13 protein-coding genes are annotated in these 12736 nt (G+C 75.5%); 6 read left to right on the top strand and 7 right to left on the bottom strand.

Annotated elements, in window-relative coordinates:
• Positions 1 to 428 precede the first annotated feature (428 nt).
• Entirely contained in the window at positions 429 to 833 is a 405-nt protein-coding gene (locus ACZ6AQ_RS26245; protein WP_468762912.1) for a hypothetical protein, read from the bottom strand.
• 329 nt (positions 834 to 1162) lie between these two features.
• Between ACZ6AQ_RS26245 and lanKC the strand changes: the two genes are divergently transcribed.
• Together lanKC and ACZ6AQ_RS26255 are read left to right on the top strand one after the other, a co-directional pair.
• Positions 1163 to 3844, top strand: coding sequence for a class III lanthionine synthetase LanKC (gene lanKC / locus ACZ6AQ_RS26250; RefSeq protein ID WP_468762914.1), 2682 nt, complete (start codon positions 1163 to 1165; stop codon positions 3842 to 3844).
• Between the two features lie 467 nt (positions 3845 to 4311).
• Entirely contained in the window at positions 4312 to 4608 is a 297-nt protein-coding gene (locus tag ACZ6AQ_RS26255) for a hypothetical protein (protein ID WP_468762916.1), read from the top strand.
• A gap of 220 nt (positions 4609 to 4828) precedes the next feature.
• Here ACZ6AQ_RS26255 and ACZ6AQ_RS26260 read toward each other — a convergent pair whose 3' ends face one another.
• Both ACZ6AQ_RS26260 and ACZ6AQ_RS26265 read right to left on the bottom strand, forming a co-directional pair.
• Positions 4829 to 5071: a DUF5302 domain-containing protein gene (locus tag ACZ6AQ_RS26260; protein WP_468762918.1), complete on the bottom strand. Its 243-nt coding sequence runs from the start codon at positions 5069 to 5071 to the stop codon at positions 4829 to 4831.
• A 323-nt stretch (positions 5072 to 5394) separates the two neighbouring features.
• Positions 5395 to 5700, bottom strand: coding sequence for a hypothetical protein (locus tag ACZ6AQ_RS26265; protein WP_468762920.1), 306 nt, complete (start codon positions 5698 to 5700; stop codon positions 5395 to 5397).
• Positions 5701 to 6013: 313 nt separating this feature from the next.
• Between ACZ6AQ_RS26265 and ACZ6AQ_RS26270 the strand changes: the two genes are divergently transcribed.
• Both ACZ6AQ_RS26270 and ACZ6AQ_RS26275 read left to right on the top strand, forming a co-directional pair.
• Positions 6014 to 7207: a cytochrome P450 gene (locus ACZ6AQ_RS26270; protein WP_468762922.1), complete on the top strand. Its 1194-nt coding sequence runs from the start codon at positions 6014 to 6016 to the stop codon at positions 7205 to 7207.
• Entirely contained in the window at positions 7204 to 7428 is a 225-nt protein-coding gene (locus ACZ6AQ_RS26275) for a ferredoxin (protein WP_388695704.1), read from the top strand. The genes ACZ6AQ_RS26270 and ACZ6AQ_RS26275 overlap by 4 nt, the downstream gene beginning before the upstream one ends.
• Positions 7429 to 7509: 81 nt before the next feature.
• On the opposite strand, the gene opcA is transcribed toward ACZ6AQ_RS26275, so the two are convergent.
• Positions 7510 to 8421, bottom strand: a complete 912-nt coding sequence (gene opcA, locus ACZ6AQ_RS26280; protein WP_468762924.1) for a glucose-6-phosphate dehydrogenase assembly protein OpcA — start codon at positions 8419 to 8421, stop codon at positions 7510 to 7512.
• 80 nt (positions 8422 to 8501) lie between these two features.
• Positions 8502 to 9065, bottom strand: coding sequence for a DoxX family membrane protein (locus ACZ6AQ_RS26285; protein WP_468763081.1), 564 nt, complete (start codon positions 9063 to 9065; stop codon positions 8502 to 8504).
• 222 nt (positions 9066 to 9287) lie between these two features.
• Between ACZ6AQ_RS26285 and ACZ6AQ_RS26290 the strand changes: the two genes are divergently transcribed.
• Entirely contained in the window at positions 9288 to 9902 is a 615-nt protein-coding gene (locus ACZ6AQ_RS26290; protein ID WP_468762926.1) for an HdeD family acid-resistance protein, read from the top strand.
• Between the two features lie 188 nt (positions 9903 to 10090).
• Entirely contained in the window at positions 10091 to 10513 is a 423-nt protein-coding gene (locus ACZ6AQ_RS26295) for a DUF350 domain-containing protein (protein WP_468762928.1), read from the top strand.
• Between the two features lie 179 nt (positions 10514 to 10692).
• Here ACZ6AQ_RS26295 and ACZ6AQ_RS26300 read toward each other — a convergent pair whose 3' ends face one another.
• Together ACZ6AQ_RS26300 and ACZ6AQ_RS26305 are read right to left on the bottom strand one after the other, a co-directional pair.
• Positions 10693 to 11160: a hypothetical protein gene (locus tag ACZ6AQ_RS26300; protein WP_468762930.1), complete on the bottom strand. Its 468-nt coding sequence runs from the start codon at positions 11158 to 11160 to the stop codon at positions 10693 to 10695.
• A complete protein-coding gene (locus ACZ6AQ_RS26305; protein WP_468762932.1) occupies positions 11157 to 12590 on the bottom strand; it encodes a WGR domain-containing protein in 1434 nt (477 codons plus the stop codon). The genes ACZ6AQ_RS26300 and ACZ6AQ_RS26305 overlap by 4 nt, the downstream gene beginning before the upstream one ends.
• Between the last annotated feature and the right edge of the window lie 146 nt (positions 12591 to 12736).

Genomic DNA, 12736 nt, shown 5'->3' on the forward strand with positions numbered 1-12736 from the left:
CCCGGCGGCGGCCGGGCAAGCCGGTCGGGCCGGCAGGCAGGTGAAGCACCTGGGGGGCGGGGTTCGTCCAAGGAATCGTCTCCGGAGGAGAGCCGGCCTCTCAGGGGAGAACCGGGGGAGGCGAACCGGGGGGCGAACCTGGGGCGGCGGAGTCCTTCACCGGGCCTTGTCCGGGCCTCCCGGTCCCGCAGGAGGGCCGTCCGACGAGTCCGCCCGGGGACGAACGGTTGACGATGGCGCCGCTGCCCCGCTCCCGCACCTGCCGCAGCTCGTGCTTCACGGCCACGGCAAGTACCGCCGCCTCTTCCGCGCGCTCGGGGCGAAGCCGCTGATCGCGCGACGCGGTACCGGACACGGCTCGGGTCCCGGCACTCGACGCCGAAGCCTTCCTCGCCCTCGGACGCGCACGCGTCCGCCGGCGACGCCCGTCACCGCCGATCCGGGGCCCCGTCCTTCCGCAGGAGCCATTCCCGGACCGAAGGAGCTTGGTCGAGGAGCCGCCTGACCCACATCCCCTCTGCGCGTGAGGTCACCTTCGGCAACGGGGTGAAGTCGTCAGGGATCACATCCAGCAGGCTCAGCACGCGGTCGCCCGTACGCAGGGTGATCAGCAGCTCCCACCGCACGTGTCGCGGAACGTCCGGGCGGTGGGACAGGCCGTGCCACAGGGCCGGCCACAGGTAGTGGGTGCCGTCGGGCGCCGCGTTCGCCCGCACCCAGGCCGGATCCAGCCGCTGGTTCAGGCCGAGGTCGCACGCCCGCTCCTCCAGCCCGATCAACGAGGCCGAGTCGACGGCTTTCAGCTCGCGGGGCAACGGCTGCTCGAAGTCCATCGCCCCATGCTGCCGGACGGTGCCCCACGACGAGGAGCCGACCCCGAAGCGTCGTTCCGTCAGGAGTTCTCAGCCGACTACGGCCGGAACCGCACACGAGGAGCACGTCTGCCGAGGCACCTCTTCCCTCATCCGCGAACGCGGCGAGGACGCCGACCGGCTCATGGGGCGCGCGACGGGCACGCGAGGGATCCGCAGGTCGCTCCGGAGATGCTCTCACCCGCCACCGGTCGCATGCCGCCGCCCCAACCGCCCCCGTACCTGCCGGTCCCGGCGTCCGGCGCGCGGGACCGTGGGGGCGGCCCACCACCACTCGGGGAGGAGATCCCGTGCTCGAAGGCTTCGGCGAGGCGCTCGCGGACCGGGAGTACTACCTGCCGCTGCCCAGCGTGGTCGATCCCGGGCCGCGTTTCGCTCCCGGTGAGGTGCCGCCGGGCCTGCGCGGCGCCGACCGGGGCATCTGGACGTTCTGGCCCGGTCCGCGCGCCGGGCTCGCCGGGCAGGGCTGGAAGATCCACGTGTCGGCGCGGCTCGACCGGGCGCAGCACGTGCTCGACACGGTCGCCGGGATCTGCTTCTCCGAAGGCGTGCCGTTCAAGCACCTCAGCGCCCGGCTCTTCTTCCTGTTCCTCCACCACAAGCACGCCGCGCGGGCCCAGGCGGGCAAGTTCTGCGCCGTCTACCCGCCGGACACGGCGACCGCCCGCCGACTCCTCGAACGTCTGCGCGACGCGCTCGACGGGGAGGAGGGGCCGTACGTCCTCACCGACCGGCGCTTCCGCGACTCGCGGACGGTCCACTACCGCTACGGCTCCTTCGACGGCGCCCGCAGCCGGCTGCGGGCCGACGGCACCCGGGAAGGGGTGGTCCGCGACGGGTCCGGCCGCGAGGTCGTGGACGCGCGGCTGCCCGTCTTCCACCTGCCCGCGGGGATCACGGACCCCTTCGTCGAGCAGGAGGAACGGCCGCACGAGGGCCCGATCCTGATCCGCGACTACGAGGTGACCCGCGCGGTGCGCCTGAGCAACGCCGGCGGCGCCTACCTGGCCCGCGACCGGCGGACCGGCCGCACCGTCTTCCTCAAGGAGGCCCGCGCCCACAACGGCCTGGTCTTCGACGGGACCGACGCGCGGCAGCGGCTGCGGCACGAGTACGACGTGCTGCGCGAGCTGCACGCGACCGCCCCGGGGGTCGGCCCGGAACCGCTGGACCACTTCACGGAGTGGGAGCACGACTTCCTCGTCACCGAGTACATCGCGGGGGAACCGCTGGTGGGCTGGCTGAGCCGGTCCTCCCCGCTGGCCCGCGCCGACCGCACGGCCGCGTCCGTCGCCGCGTACTACGGGGCGTGCCGGCACCTCCTTGCCGGGCTGGACGCCTCGCTCGGGCGGCTGCACGCCGCCGGTCACCGGTTCGGCGACCTCAGCCTGGGCAACGTCCTGGTGACGCCGTCGGGCGGGATCCGGCTGGTGGACTTCGAGGCGGCCTCGGCGCTGTCCGAGGCCCCCTCCGGGATGGGCACCCCGGGGTTCACACCGCCGCCCGGCCTGCGCCGGACCCACACCGACCCGCTGCTGCGGGACCGGTACGGCGCGGCGGCGGTCGCGCTCGCCTTCCTGGCCCCGTTCCACGAGATCGCCGAGCACGCGCCCGCCAACCTCGCGCTGCTGCGCCGCGACCTGGCGGACGTGGCTCCGCCGCAGGACCTGTGGCGGCGGGCGACCGCCTTCCACGCGGCGGAACACCCGGCGGAGGTCCGGGCACGGGACGGGAAGGGTCCCGGTCGGCCGCCCTCCCCCGCCGAGCTGGACGCCGATCCGCGCGGCTGTCTCGCCCGGTTCGCCGGGGAGGTGGCCGAGGGCCTCCTCGGGACGGCCGACGCCGACCGGCCGGAATGGGCCTTCCCGCCCTCGCCGGAGGCGTTCCGGACCAACAACGTGTGCCTGGCCTACGGCACGGCCGGGGTGGTGCACGCCCTGCACCGTGCCGGGGTCGCGGTGCCGGAGGAGATCCGCGAACGGCTGCGGCGCGACACGCTGGCGCTGCGCGGCGCGCTGCCGCCCGGACTGCTCGTCGGCTCGGCCGGCATCGCCCGGGTGCTGGTCGGCCTCGGCCTGCCGGACGAGGCCGTCGACCTGCTCCGGGACGCCGACGGCCATCCGCTCACCGCCTCCTGCGGCACGCTGGCGGGCGGACGGGCCGGGGTCGGTCTGGGCTGGCTCGCCCTGCACCGGCTGACCGGCGAGAGCGGTCACCTGGAGCGGGCCGCCGCGGCGGGTGAGCACCTGCTGCGCGCCCCCGACCTGCCGGCCACCCTCGGGGAGCACGACGCCCGCGGCCTGCTGCACGGCCGTTCGGGGGTCGCCCTCTTCCTCCACCGCCTGGCCCGCGAGACGGGTGAGGCCCGCTTCCTGGAGGCGGGCCGCCTGCTGCTCCACCAGGAGCTGGACCGGACCTTCCCGCTGGACGACGGCGCCCTGTCCCTCTCCGACGACGCGCGGTTCACCCGTGCCATGCCGTACCTGGCCACGGGCGCGGCCGGTCTGGCGACGGTGCTCACCCGCTACGTGGCCACCGCCCCGGACGAGCGCTGCGCCGCGGCGCTGCCCCGGCTGGTCGCCGGCATCCGGGTCTCCCGCGCCACGAAGGAAGTCGGCCTGTACCGGGGCCTTGCCGGGCTGACCTGGTTCCTGACCGAGCACGCCGAGCTCACCGGCACGGACGCCGCCCGCGAGGACGCGGTGCGCGCCGCGACCGGCCTGCTGAAGTACGCCGTCCCGTACCGGCGCGGCGTCCGCTTCCTCGGGGCGGGGTCGCAGCGGTTCACCGCCGACCTGTCCAGCGGCGGGGCCGGTGTCCTGCTGGTCCTGCGCCGCTTGCTGGCCGGCCCGCTCCCGACGGGCCCCCGTACGTGCGCCCACCCGGCTCCCGGCGGCCGCCCGACGGCACCGGACGGCCCCCATGAACCCCTCGGCACGGTGGCGGACGCCTCCGCGCCGGGGTCGCAGTGACCGACCGTACGGCCCGTACAGAAAACCGTACGACCCCTACAGGAAAGAGGAGATCATCCATGAGCCAGATCCTCGCGCTCCAGTCCCTCGACACCGAGCAGGAGGCCGACGCCCTCTTCCCCTGCTTCAGCGTCGCCTGGAGCATCAGCGACATCTTCCCCGAGCCGATGTGACGGGTTGATGTGACGAGCCGACCCGGCGGGCCGGTGTGACGAGCCGACGCCCGCGAGGGCCGGAGCCGGTGGCAGGACCGCCGGCCCCGGCCCTCCGTGTTCGCCCGCCCGGCCCGCGGTCCCGCGCGGGCCCCTCGGGGGCCGGCGCGGGCCTTCGTCCGCGGGGGCGAGCGGCCGGCGGCAGGCCGTGGCTCCTCCGGGGTGCCGCCCCGGCGGGACGGAGGACGTGCGCGGACGGTCGCGGCGGAGGAGACTGCGGGAGGGGGCACACCCGATGCGTCAACGGAGAGAACGATGACTGCCACGCACGTCGAGCACCCCGGCCACCCCCACCTCCACGGCGAAGGCTGCGGGCATGTGGCGCTGCCCCACGACGATCACGTCGACTACGCGCACGACGGCCACCTGCACCGGATGCACGACGGCCACGCGGACGAATGCGAACCCCGGGAGCACGCCTCGCACGCTTCCCACCCCCACGAGCACGGCACGGGCTGCGGACACGCGGCCGTCCCCCACGGCGACCACGTCGACTACGCGCACGACGGCCACCGGCACGCCGCCCACGACGGGCACTGGGACGATCACTGACGAGCCCCGCGCGCCTCTGGCGAGCAGGGCTCTCCGGGGGCACGGGGCCGGAACGCGCGGGAGTCGCCGGACCGGCGTCGTGGACGGCCCGGTCGGCGCCGTCGGCCATGCCCCACCCGTGGCGCGCACGCGGACGCGCGCACGCCACGGGTCACGGCACCGGGCGGCCGGGCGGCGCGCCGCGTCCCGGTGGGGCGGCCGGAGCGCGGGTCCGTTCGGCTCAGCCGCCGCTCTTGCGCCGGAACGACCGCTGGCTCGCGGCCGGACCGTGCGCCGCGCGCACCTTCGACGCGTCCGGGTTGGCGGCGACATCGGCCGCGTCCGCCTGCGCACCGCGCTTGCGGGCCAGGGCTTCGCGGAACTTGCGCTTGAGGTCGTAGTTGCCGTCGTCGTCCGGCGCCAGAGGGGACGTCTCGGGGGCGGTCGGCTCCGAACCTTCCGTGGCTGCGGGCTCTTGGGTCATGGTGACCTCCTGGGTTCGGGGATGGGCAGGCACAGCTTGTCATGCCGGGCACGGTGCGAGGCACCGACGACGACGTCCCGCTCCGTTGCGGCGGGCGCCCGCCCTCGCGGCCGGGGACGTTCGCTCCTCGAAGGGCACGGGACGGACCTCAGTGCGCTCGTGTACCGCGCCGCCCTTCCCTGACGCACCGCCGACGCCGGGGAGACGACTCTGCCGACGCCGAAGCCGGGCCCGGAGCCGGGCCCCGAGCCGGGGCCCGAGCCGGGGCCCCGGGAGGGAACGTTCCCCTCCTCGGGCCCGAAGACGCCCCCGCCGTCCCCCGCTCAGGGGCGCGGGTTCACCCGGTGCCACCGGGGGCGGGCGTCCGGGCCCCGGCGGCCGGCGACGGACGCGCAGCGCGGGCACACCCGCCGCACCCGGTCGGCGGCGCCGCCGGACTCGGGGAACGTGTCGGCCCACGCGATGTGCGACAGCCGCGTGAGCCGGGAGCGGTGCAGGGAGAGCCCGCACACGGTCTGGTTCGTTCCCGGCTCCCAGGCGTGCACCTCGCCGGTGGGCAGGCGCCGGTTGTCCTCGTCGTCGGTCCAGCTGCCCGAGGCGGCGACCGCGTACCGCTTCCTGACGGCCATGCCGGACCCCTACCCGGGCCCTCGGCCGCCATGCGCCGTCGCGGGGGCTTCGGGCCGGCCCGCCGGGGCCCCGCGCCGGGGCCGGAAGCCGCGATCCCGCCCGGCGGCGGGCCGTCCGTCCTCCGGCGGCTCCCCCTGTACGCCCGGGGGCGTGTCCCCGGCGCGCGCCATGCCCGGAGGGGACGCCACGTCACCCGCATACGGGCCGGGGCCGGGGCGACGGACCGCCCGCCGGGGGACGGCGGCCCCATTGACCGCCCCGGGCGCCCCCCTTAGGTTCTGTAACCACCCGATCACCCACCGGAGGCGCCCCATGACCGCGACGGCGGACCCCACTCCCCTCGTCTATCCCTTCAACGAACCCGAGGGGCTCGGCCTCGCCGAGGCGTACGTCGAGGCGCTGGAGCGTCCGGGCCTGTTACGCGTCCGGATGGCGTACGGCGAACCCGCCTGGCTCGCCACCCGCTACGCCGACGCCCGCCTGGTCCTCGGCGACCGGCGTTTCAGCCGCGCCGAGGCCGTCAAGCACGACGAGCCCCGCCAGTCCGAGGCGCAGCAGGACTCCGGCATCCTCGGCATGGACCCGCCCGGCCACACCCGGCTGCGCACCCTGGTCGCCAAGGCGTTCACGGTCCATCAGGTCGAGAAGCTGCGGCCCCAGGTGCGCGAGCTGGCCCACGGCTTCCTCGACGAGATGGAGTCCGCCGGGCCGCCGGCCGACCTCGTGGAGTCGTACGCGCTGCCCATCCCGGTCGCGGTCATCTGCCGCATGCTCGGAGTGCCGGAGGAGGACCGCCCGAAGTTCCGGGTGTGGAGCGACGCGGCGCTGTCCACCAGTTCGCTGACCGCCGAGGAGTTCTGGCGCAGCCGCGAGGAGCTGCGCGCCTACATGGCGGCGCTCATCGAGGACCACCGCGTCCGCCCCCGGCCCGACCTGATGACCGGTCTGATCGAGGCCCGCGACACCGGTGACCGGCTCACCGAGGCGGAACTGGTCGACCTGTGCGTGGGCATCCTCGTCGCCGGCCACGAGACGACGGCCAGCCAGATCCCGAACTTCGTCCACGCCCTGCTCGACCACCCCGACCAGCTGGTGCTGCTGCGCGAGCGGCCCGACCTGATCAAGGGGGCCGTCGAGGAGCTGCTGCGGTTCGTCCCGCTGGGCAGCGCCGCCGCCTTCCCCCGGTACGCCACCGAGGACGTCGAGGTGGGCGGCACCCTGGTCCGGGCGGGGGAACCGGTGCTCGTCGCGATCGGAGCCGCCAACCGCGACGCGCTGAAGTTCACCGGCCCCGGACGGCTCGACGTCACCCGCACCGGTGTCCAGCACCTCGGCTTCGGGCACGGCGTCCACCACTGCCTGGGGGCGCCGCTCGCCCGTCTGGAGCTCCAGGAGGCGGTCATGGCGCTCCTCACCCGCTTCCCCGACCTGCACCTGGCCGGGGACGTGCGCTGGAAGGACCGGATGCTGGTGCGCGGGCCGCGCGAGATGCCGGTGGGCTGGTGAGCGCGGTGGGCTGGACCACCGAGGTCGACCGGGAGGCGTGCATGGGTTCGGGCATGTGCGCCGGGCTCGCCCCGGACCTGTACCGGCTGGAGGGCGCCGCCGCGGAGCCGGTGCGCCGGGAGATCCCCGAGGACGAACGCGCCCTGGACGCCGCCGACTCCTGCCCGGCGCTCGCCATCACCGTCCGGGCGGGCGGGCGCACGGTGGGTCCCCGCTCCTGACGGGGCCGTTTGCGGGCGCGTCGGTACGGCGCGCCCGCGAACGGCGCCGGTTCCGGACCGCGGTGCGCGGCGGAGGCGGGGTCAGGGCCGGTGGCGCAGGGCGGCCTCGTACGCCTCGTCCGGGTCGAGCCGGCGCAGTTCCTCGGCGATCAGTTCGGCCGTGGGACGGACTTTGAGCGCGAGGACCCGGTGGGGCTGGCCGGGGATGGCGAGCCGGGCCACCGGGCCCTCGGGCCGGTCGATGCGGATCTCGCCCCCCGGAGTGCCCATGCGGACGGCGGTGACGACCGGGCCGTCGGTGACGACCCGGTCGACGGGGACTCCGAGCCGGACCCCGAGCCAGCGGGCGAGGAGTTCGGCGCTGGGGTTCTCCGCCTCGCTCTCGACCGCGGCGGAGGTCACGGTGAGCGGCGCCTGGTCCAGCGCGGCGGCCAGCATCGAGCGCCAGGGGGTGAGCCGCGTCCAGGCGAGGTCCGTGTCGCCGGGCGCGTACGAGGCGGCGCGGGCCTCCAGGGCGGCCAGGGGGTCCTCGACCGCGTACGCGTCGGTGATGCGGCGCTGCGCGAGCGAGCCCAGCGGGTCCCTGGACGGGACCTCCGGGGCGTCGACGGGCCACCAGACGACGACGGGCGCGTCCGGCAGGAGCAGGGGGAGGACCACGGAGTCGGCGCGGGCGCCGAGGTCGCCGTGGAGCCGGAGCAGAACCGTTTCGCCCGACCCGGCGTCGCTGCCGAGCCGGACCTCGGCGTCGAGCCGGGTCTCGTGCCGCTCGCGGAGCGTGCGGGCGTGGCGCTTGATGACCACGAGGATGCGGGAGGGGTGCTCCCGGGAGGCGTCGTTGGCGGCCTTGACCGCGTCGTAGGCGTTCTCCTCGTCGGTGACGACGACGAGGGTGAGCACGGCGCCGACGGCGGGGGTGCCGGTGTCCCTGCGGCCCTCCAGGATCGCTTTGTTGATCTTGCTGGAATTGGTGTCCGTCAGGTCGATCTTCATGCGCGGCGCCCGTCCCTTCCTCTGCGGCGAGCCTAACCCGCCCGCGCGGCGGACGCGTGCGGGTCGCCGGGCGGCCTCCGTCAGGAAGGGCCGGCGCCCGGCTCGGAGGCGTCCGGCTCGGAGGACTCCCGCGCGGAGGCCGCCCGCCCCTGGGCGCGGCGGCCCACGACGGCCGCGGCGGCGGCCGCGGCGCCGAGGAAGGCCGCGGCCACCACCCAGGGCCGGTCGAGGACGTGGCCGGTGGCGTGGTCGAGGGAGTACCGTCCGGCGCCCGCGACGCCGATCGCGGCGGCGGTGAAGCCGAGGAAGGCCGGGTACTCGTAGCCGCCGCCCTGGGCGAAGAAGCCTGCCGGGGCGTGCACCGAGACCGCTCCGGCCATGGCGCCGGCCGCGGCGGCGCCGGCGGCCGGGGTGGCGAGGCCGAGGGCGAGGAGGAGACCGCCGCCGGCCTCGCCGAGACCGGCGGCGACCGCGCTCCGCCGGCCCGGCGAGAAGCCCATCGCCTCCATCGCCTTGCCGGTGCCCTCGACGCCTCCGCCCCCGAACCAGCCGAAGAGCTTCTGCGCCCCGTGTGCGGCGAGCACGGCTCCGGTGCCGCCCCTCAGCACGAGGAGTCCCAGGTCGCGTCGGTTGAAGGGGGCCATGGGGGTCTCCAGGTTCTCCGGGCGGGGAAGACGGACACGTACGTCCTCCACTGTCACCGCCTTCCGGGGCGCGCGCCGCCCGGGGACGAATCCCGTTGCTCCGCATGAGTAATATTTTGCGGCATTTGTCCGCTGTTGCTTTAGTGGGAAGGCCACAAGCCGTCCCGTTCCGTCCCGCACCGCCACCGCCTTCTCCTCCCCACGAAAGGACGGGCCCCGCCCATGGCACAGACTCATGACCGCTCCCACGAACGGCTCCAGGACCGGGCCGTTCCGGCCGGGCCCCTCGGCGCACTGGCGGGCGCCGCCTGGCAGGCCCTGCTCCTCGCGGGCTTCGTGGCGCTGGTGCTCGGCGTCCTCGTCCTGGTCTGGCCGGGCGCGTCGCTGCTGGTCGCCGGTGTGCTCTTCGGCCTGTACCTGCTGTTCAGCGGGGTGATGCAACTGGTCGCCGCCTTCGGCACGCACGCGAGCACCGCGCTGCGGGTCATGGCCTTCATCAGCGGCGCGCTCTCGATCCTGCTCGGTCTGCTCTGCTTCCGGGGCGCGATGCAGTCGATCCTGCTGCTCGCGCTCTGGATCGGCATCGGCTGGCTCTTCCGGGGCATCACCCAGACCGTGGCCGCGGCCTCCGATCCGGCCGTGCCGGCCCGTGGCTGGCAGGTCTTCCTCGGCATCATCAGCGCGCTCGCCGGAGTGGTGCTGATCGTGTCCCCGCTGGAGTCGGCCGCGGTGCTCACGCTCCTCGGCGGCATCTGGCTCGTCGCGGTCGGCGCGGTCGAGATCGTCACGGCCGTCCAGGTGCGCTCGCGCGCCAAGAACCTGCCGCCGGGCGCCTGACGCCGGGCCGCCGTCCCGGCCGGGCCCCCCTCGGTCCCGCCGCGCGGCCGACCCCGCCGGTCCCGCCCGCCGTCCGCCGCCCGCCCGGAGTCCGGGCGGGCGGCGGACGGCGTCGGCGCGTGCGCTACATTTTGCCGGTCCCCGACCAACGACCCGCCGCGGTCGCGAACTTCCGGAGCCGGCACCCCATGAGCGACATCGTCAACGGCCTCGGCCGGACCAGCGCCTACGGCGCCCTCGGTGTGGTCCTGCTGATCCTCGGCATCGTGCTCGTGGACCTGCTGACTCCCGGGAAGCTCGGGCGGCAGATCTGGGAGGACCGCAACCGCAACGCCGCGGTCCTGCTCAGCTCCGCGCTCCTGGGCATCGGGGGCATCGTCTTCACCTCGATCTGGACGACGTACGACGACTTCGGCAAGGGGCTCGTCTCGACCGCCGCGTTCGGCCTCCTCGGCCTGGTGCTGATGGCGGTGGCCTTCTTCGTGGTCGACCTGGTCACGCCGGGGAAGCTGGGCGCCACCCTCGTCGACCCCGAGCCCCACCCGGCGGTCTGGGTGACGGCCTCCTGCAACATCGCGGTCGCGGCGATCGTCTCCGCCTCGATCGCCTGAGGCTCCGCTCCGCCCGCGCGCGACCCCGTCCCGGCCGTCCGGAGTCCACTCCGTCCCGGACGGCCGGGGTCCGCCCCGGAGGCCCGGGACCCGGCCGCCCGGCCCTGCCGGAAAGCCCCGCCCCGGCGCCCATCCGGCTCCCGGCAGGGGCCCGGCTTCGCTCCCGTCCCCTCCGCCGCCTACGGTTCCGCCGGCTCCACCTCCAGGAAGCGGCGTCCGCGCGGGCCCCGGTAGAGCAGGGCCTCCCAGCCGAACCGGGCCAGGACCGGAACGCACGCGCCGAGCGCCGCCGCCTCCTCCCGGGCGGCGCCCGCGCCCGGCGGGCCCAGCCACTCCACCACGGCCGTGCCCGGCCGCTCCCCCTCCCGTACGCGGTAACCGGTGGCGCTCCGCGTCCCGGCGGCGTCCACGGACGAGGGGGTGATCCCCCCGGCCTCCAGGACCAGGGCCACCGCCCGTACCGGCCGCCGGAGTTCCCAGTCGGCGGGCACGGAGGCCGGGTCCCCGTCCCGGCTCCGGGTCAGCCGTCTGATCCGGAGCAGCCCGTCGAGGGCCGCCCGGACCTCCCGGGACCGCTGCTCGGGGTCGGACGGCGGCGGCCCGTCGCCCGCGGCCGCCTCGAAGACGCCCCCGGCCTCGTCCGTCACAGCAGCCGCCGGATGTCACCGCGGACCCGGTAGAAGCCGCCCGCGGCGGGGTGCAGGGCGTCGACCACGTACCGTGCCCCGGGTTCGCGGATCGCCCTCGGGAACTGGACGTTCCACGAGGTCTCGTAGCCCTGCGAGACGACCCGCACCCGGGTGCGGCCCGATTCGTTCACGCACTCCACGACCACCGCGCCGGCCGGGGCGTCGCTGACGGCGGTCACGGCCGTGACGGTCGTGGCCGGCTCGTACACCGGGAGGGCGGCGGCCAGCTTGACGTCCCGGGCGACCGGGACGGTGCCCTGCTGGGCGGCCTCGATCGCCGTCTCGCTCGCGTCCACGCAGACCAGCGAACCGTCCGTGGTCACCAGGTAGAGCCGCTCGTCCCGGTACTGCATGGAGAGCGCCGAACCGCCCCCCGTTCCCAGCTTCCACAGCCGGGTGCCGTCCTCCGCGAAGCAGTAGACGGAGGAGGACGAGTCGGCCGCGAAGACGAACCGGCCGCCGGGCGAGGTGGCGCAGGAGTACACCGGGCTGTCGCAGGAGTACACCGCCTCCACCCGGCCGTCCTTCTTCGCGAGCCGCTGCACCTTCCTGCGGGCCGTGCCCGCGTAGACCGCGGTGTCCTCCTGCCAGCCGAAGAGGACCCCGCCCTCGGTGGCCGTGTGCCACAACTCGCCGCCGCCGTCCGGCGCGTGGGCGGCGACGCCGCGCGTGTCCCCGTAGTAGACGGCGTCGCCGTCCGCGCGGACCATCCAGGCGTGCTCGCCCTGCCCGCCGCGCGCCCACTGGTGCTCGTCCTCGTGGTCGATGACGGTGAGCCGGCCCGACCGGTCGGCGACGTGCAGGACGCCCTCGTGGATGTCGAGCCAGAAGATGTCGACGTCGGTGGCGATGTCGTACGCGGCGAAGGGGAGCTTGGAGGACAGGTCGTACACCTTGCCGTCGTCGCAGCCCGCGTAGATCCAGAAGTCGTCGGCGACCAGGCACTTGACGCCGTCCGGCAGGCTGAACCGGGCCTGCACCTCGCCGGTGCGGTCGAGCGTGAAGACGTCCCCCGCCTGGTTGCCGACCCAGCAGCGCTCCTCGTCGACGTGGATGCCGAAGGCGGCCGAGCCGGTCCGGAAGCGCCAGAGCACCGGGGCGACGGCGCGCGCGGTGGAGGGCGCCGAGGTCACCTCGCGGCGCGTCACCGGGCGGGCGGCGCGGACGCCCGGCACGGCGGGCGCGTACCCCTTGCGGACCTTCTCCCCGATCTTCTTCGCCGCCGCGGCCTGCGCCTTCTGCGCGGTCGGGAACGTGGAGCGCTGGGTCTGTCCGCTCGTGCCGATCCGGCCGTAGCGGACCGAGACCGCGAGGTCCTCGACGGTCACTTCGTAGAACTTGTGGGCACCGCCGCCGTCCTGCGACAGCTCCAGATAGGTCGTCGTCATGGAGAGAACGGTAGGGGTGACCACTGACAATGCCCCCCCGCGCCCCCCGCCCGCGTCCGGGGCGGGTCGCCGCGAACGCCGCACGCCGTCTGTTCCGGTGCGCCGGGGAAATGTAGCGTCGGGATCATGGAATCACCGACCGGAAC

This window comes from Streptomyces sp. NPDC041191, from assembly GCF_055591945.1.

What these genes read in the sequence shown, in the direction of transcription:
- ACZ6AQ_RS26260 (WP_468762918.1), bottom strand. Translation starts at nt 5,071, where the DNA reads ATGACCCAAGAGCCCGCAGCCACGGAAGGTTCGGAGCCGACCGCCCCC.
- ACZ6AQ_RS26290 (WP_468762926.1), top strand. Translation starts at nt 9,288, where the DNA reads ATGGCACAGACTCATGACCGCTCCCACGAACGGCTCCAGGACCGGGCC.
- ACZ6AQ_RS26265 (WP_468762920.1), bottom strand. Translation starts at nt 5,700, where the DNA reads ATGGCCGTCAGGAAGCGGTACGCGGTCGCCGCCTCGGGCAGCTGGACC.
- ACZ6AQ_RS26305 (WP_468762932.1), bottom strand. Translation starts at nt 12,590, where the DNA reads ATGACGACGACCTATCTGGAGCTGTCGCAGGACGGCGGCGGTGCCCAC.
- ACZ6AQ_RS26245 (WP_468762912.1), bottom strand. Translation starts at nt 833, where the DNA reads ATGGACTTCGAGCAGCCGTTGCCCCGCGAGCTGAAAGCCGTCGACTCG.
- ACZ6AQ_RS26270 (WP_468762922.1), top strand. Translation starts at nt 6,014, where the DNA reads ATGACCGCGACGGCGGACCCCACTCCCCTCGTCTATCCCTTCAACGAA.
- ACZ6AQ_RS26255 (WP_468762916.1), top strand. Translation starts at nt 4,312, where the DNA reads ATGACTGCCACGCACGTCGAGCACCCCGGCCACCCCCACCTCCACGGC.
- opcA (WP_468762924.1), bottom strand. Translation starts at nt 8,421, where the DNA reads ATGAAGATCGACCTGACGGACACCAATTCCAGCAAGATCAACAAAGCG.
- ACZ6AQ_RS26285 (WP_468763081.1), bottom strand. Translation starts at nt 9,065, where the DNA reads ATGGCCCCCTTCAACCGACGCGACCTGGGACTCCTCGTGCTGAGGGGC.
- ACZ6AQ_RS26295 (WP_468762928.1), top strand. Translation starts at nt 10,091, where the DNA reads ATGAGCGACATCGTCAACGGCCTCGGCCGGACCAGCGCCTACGGCGCC.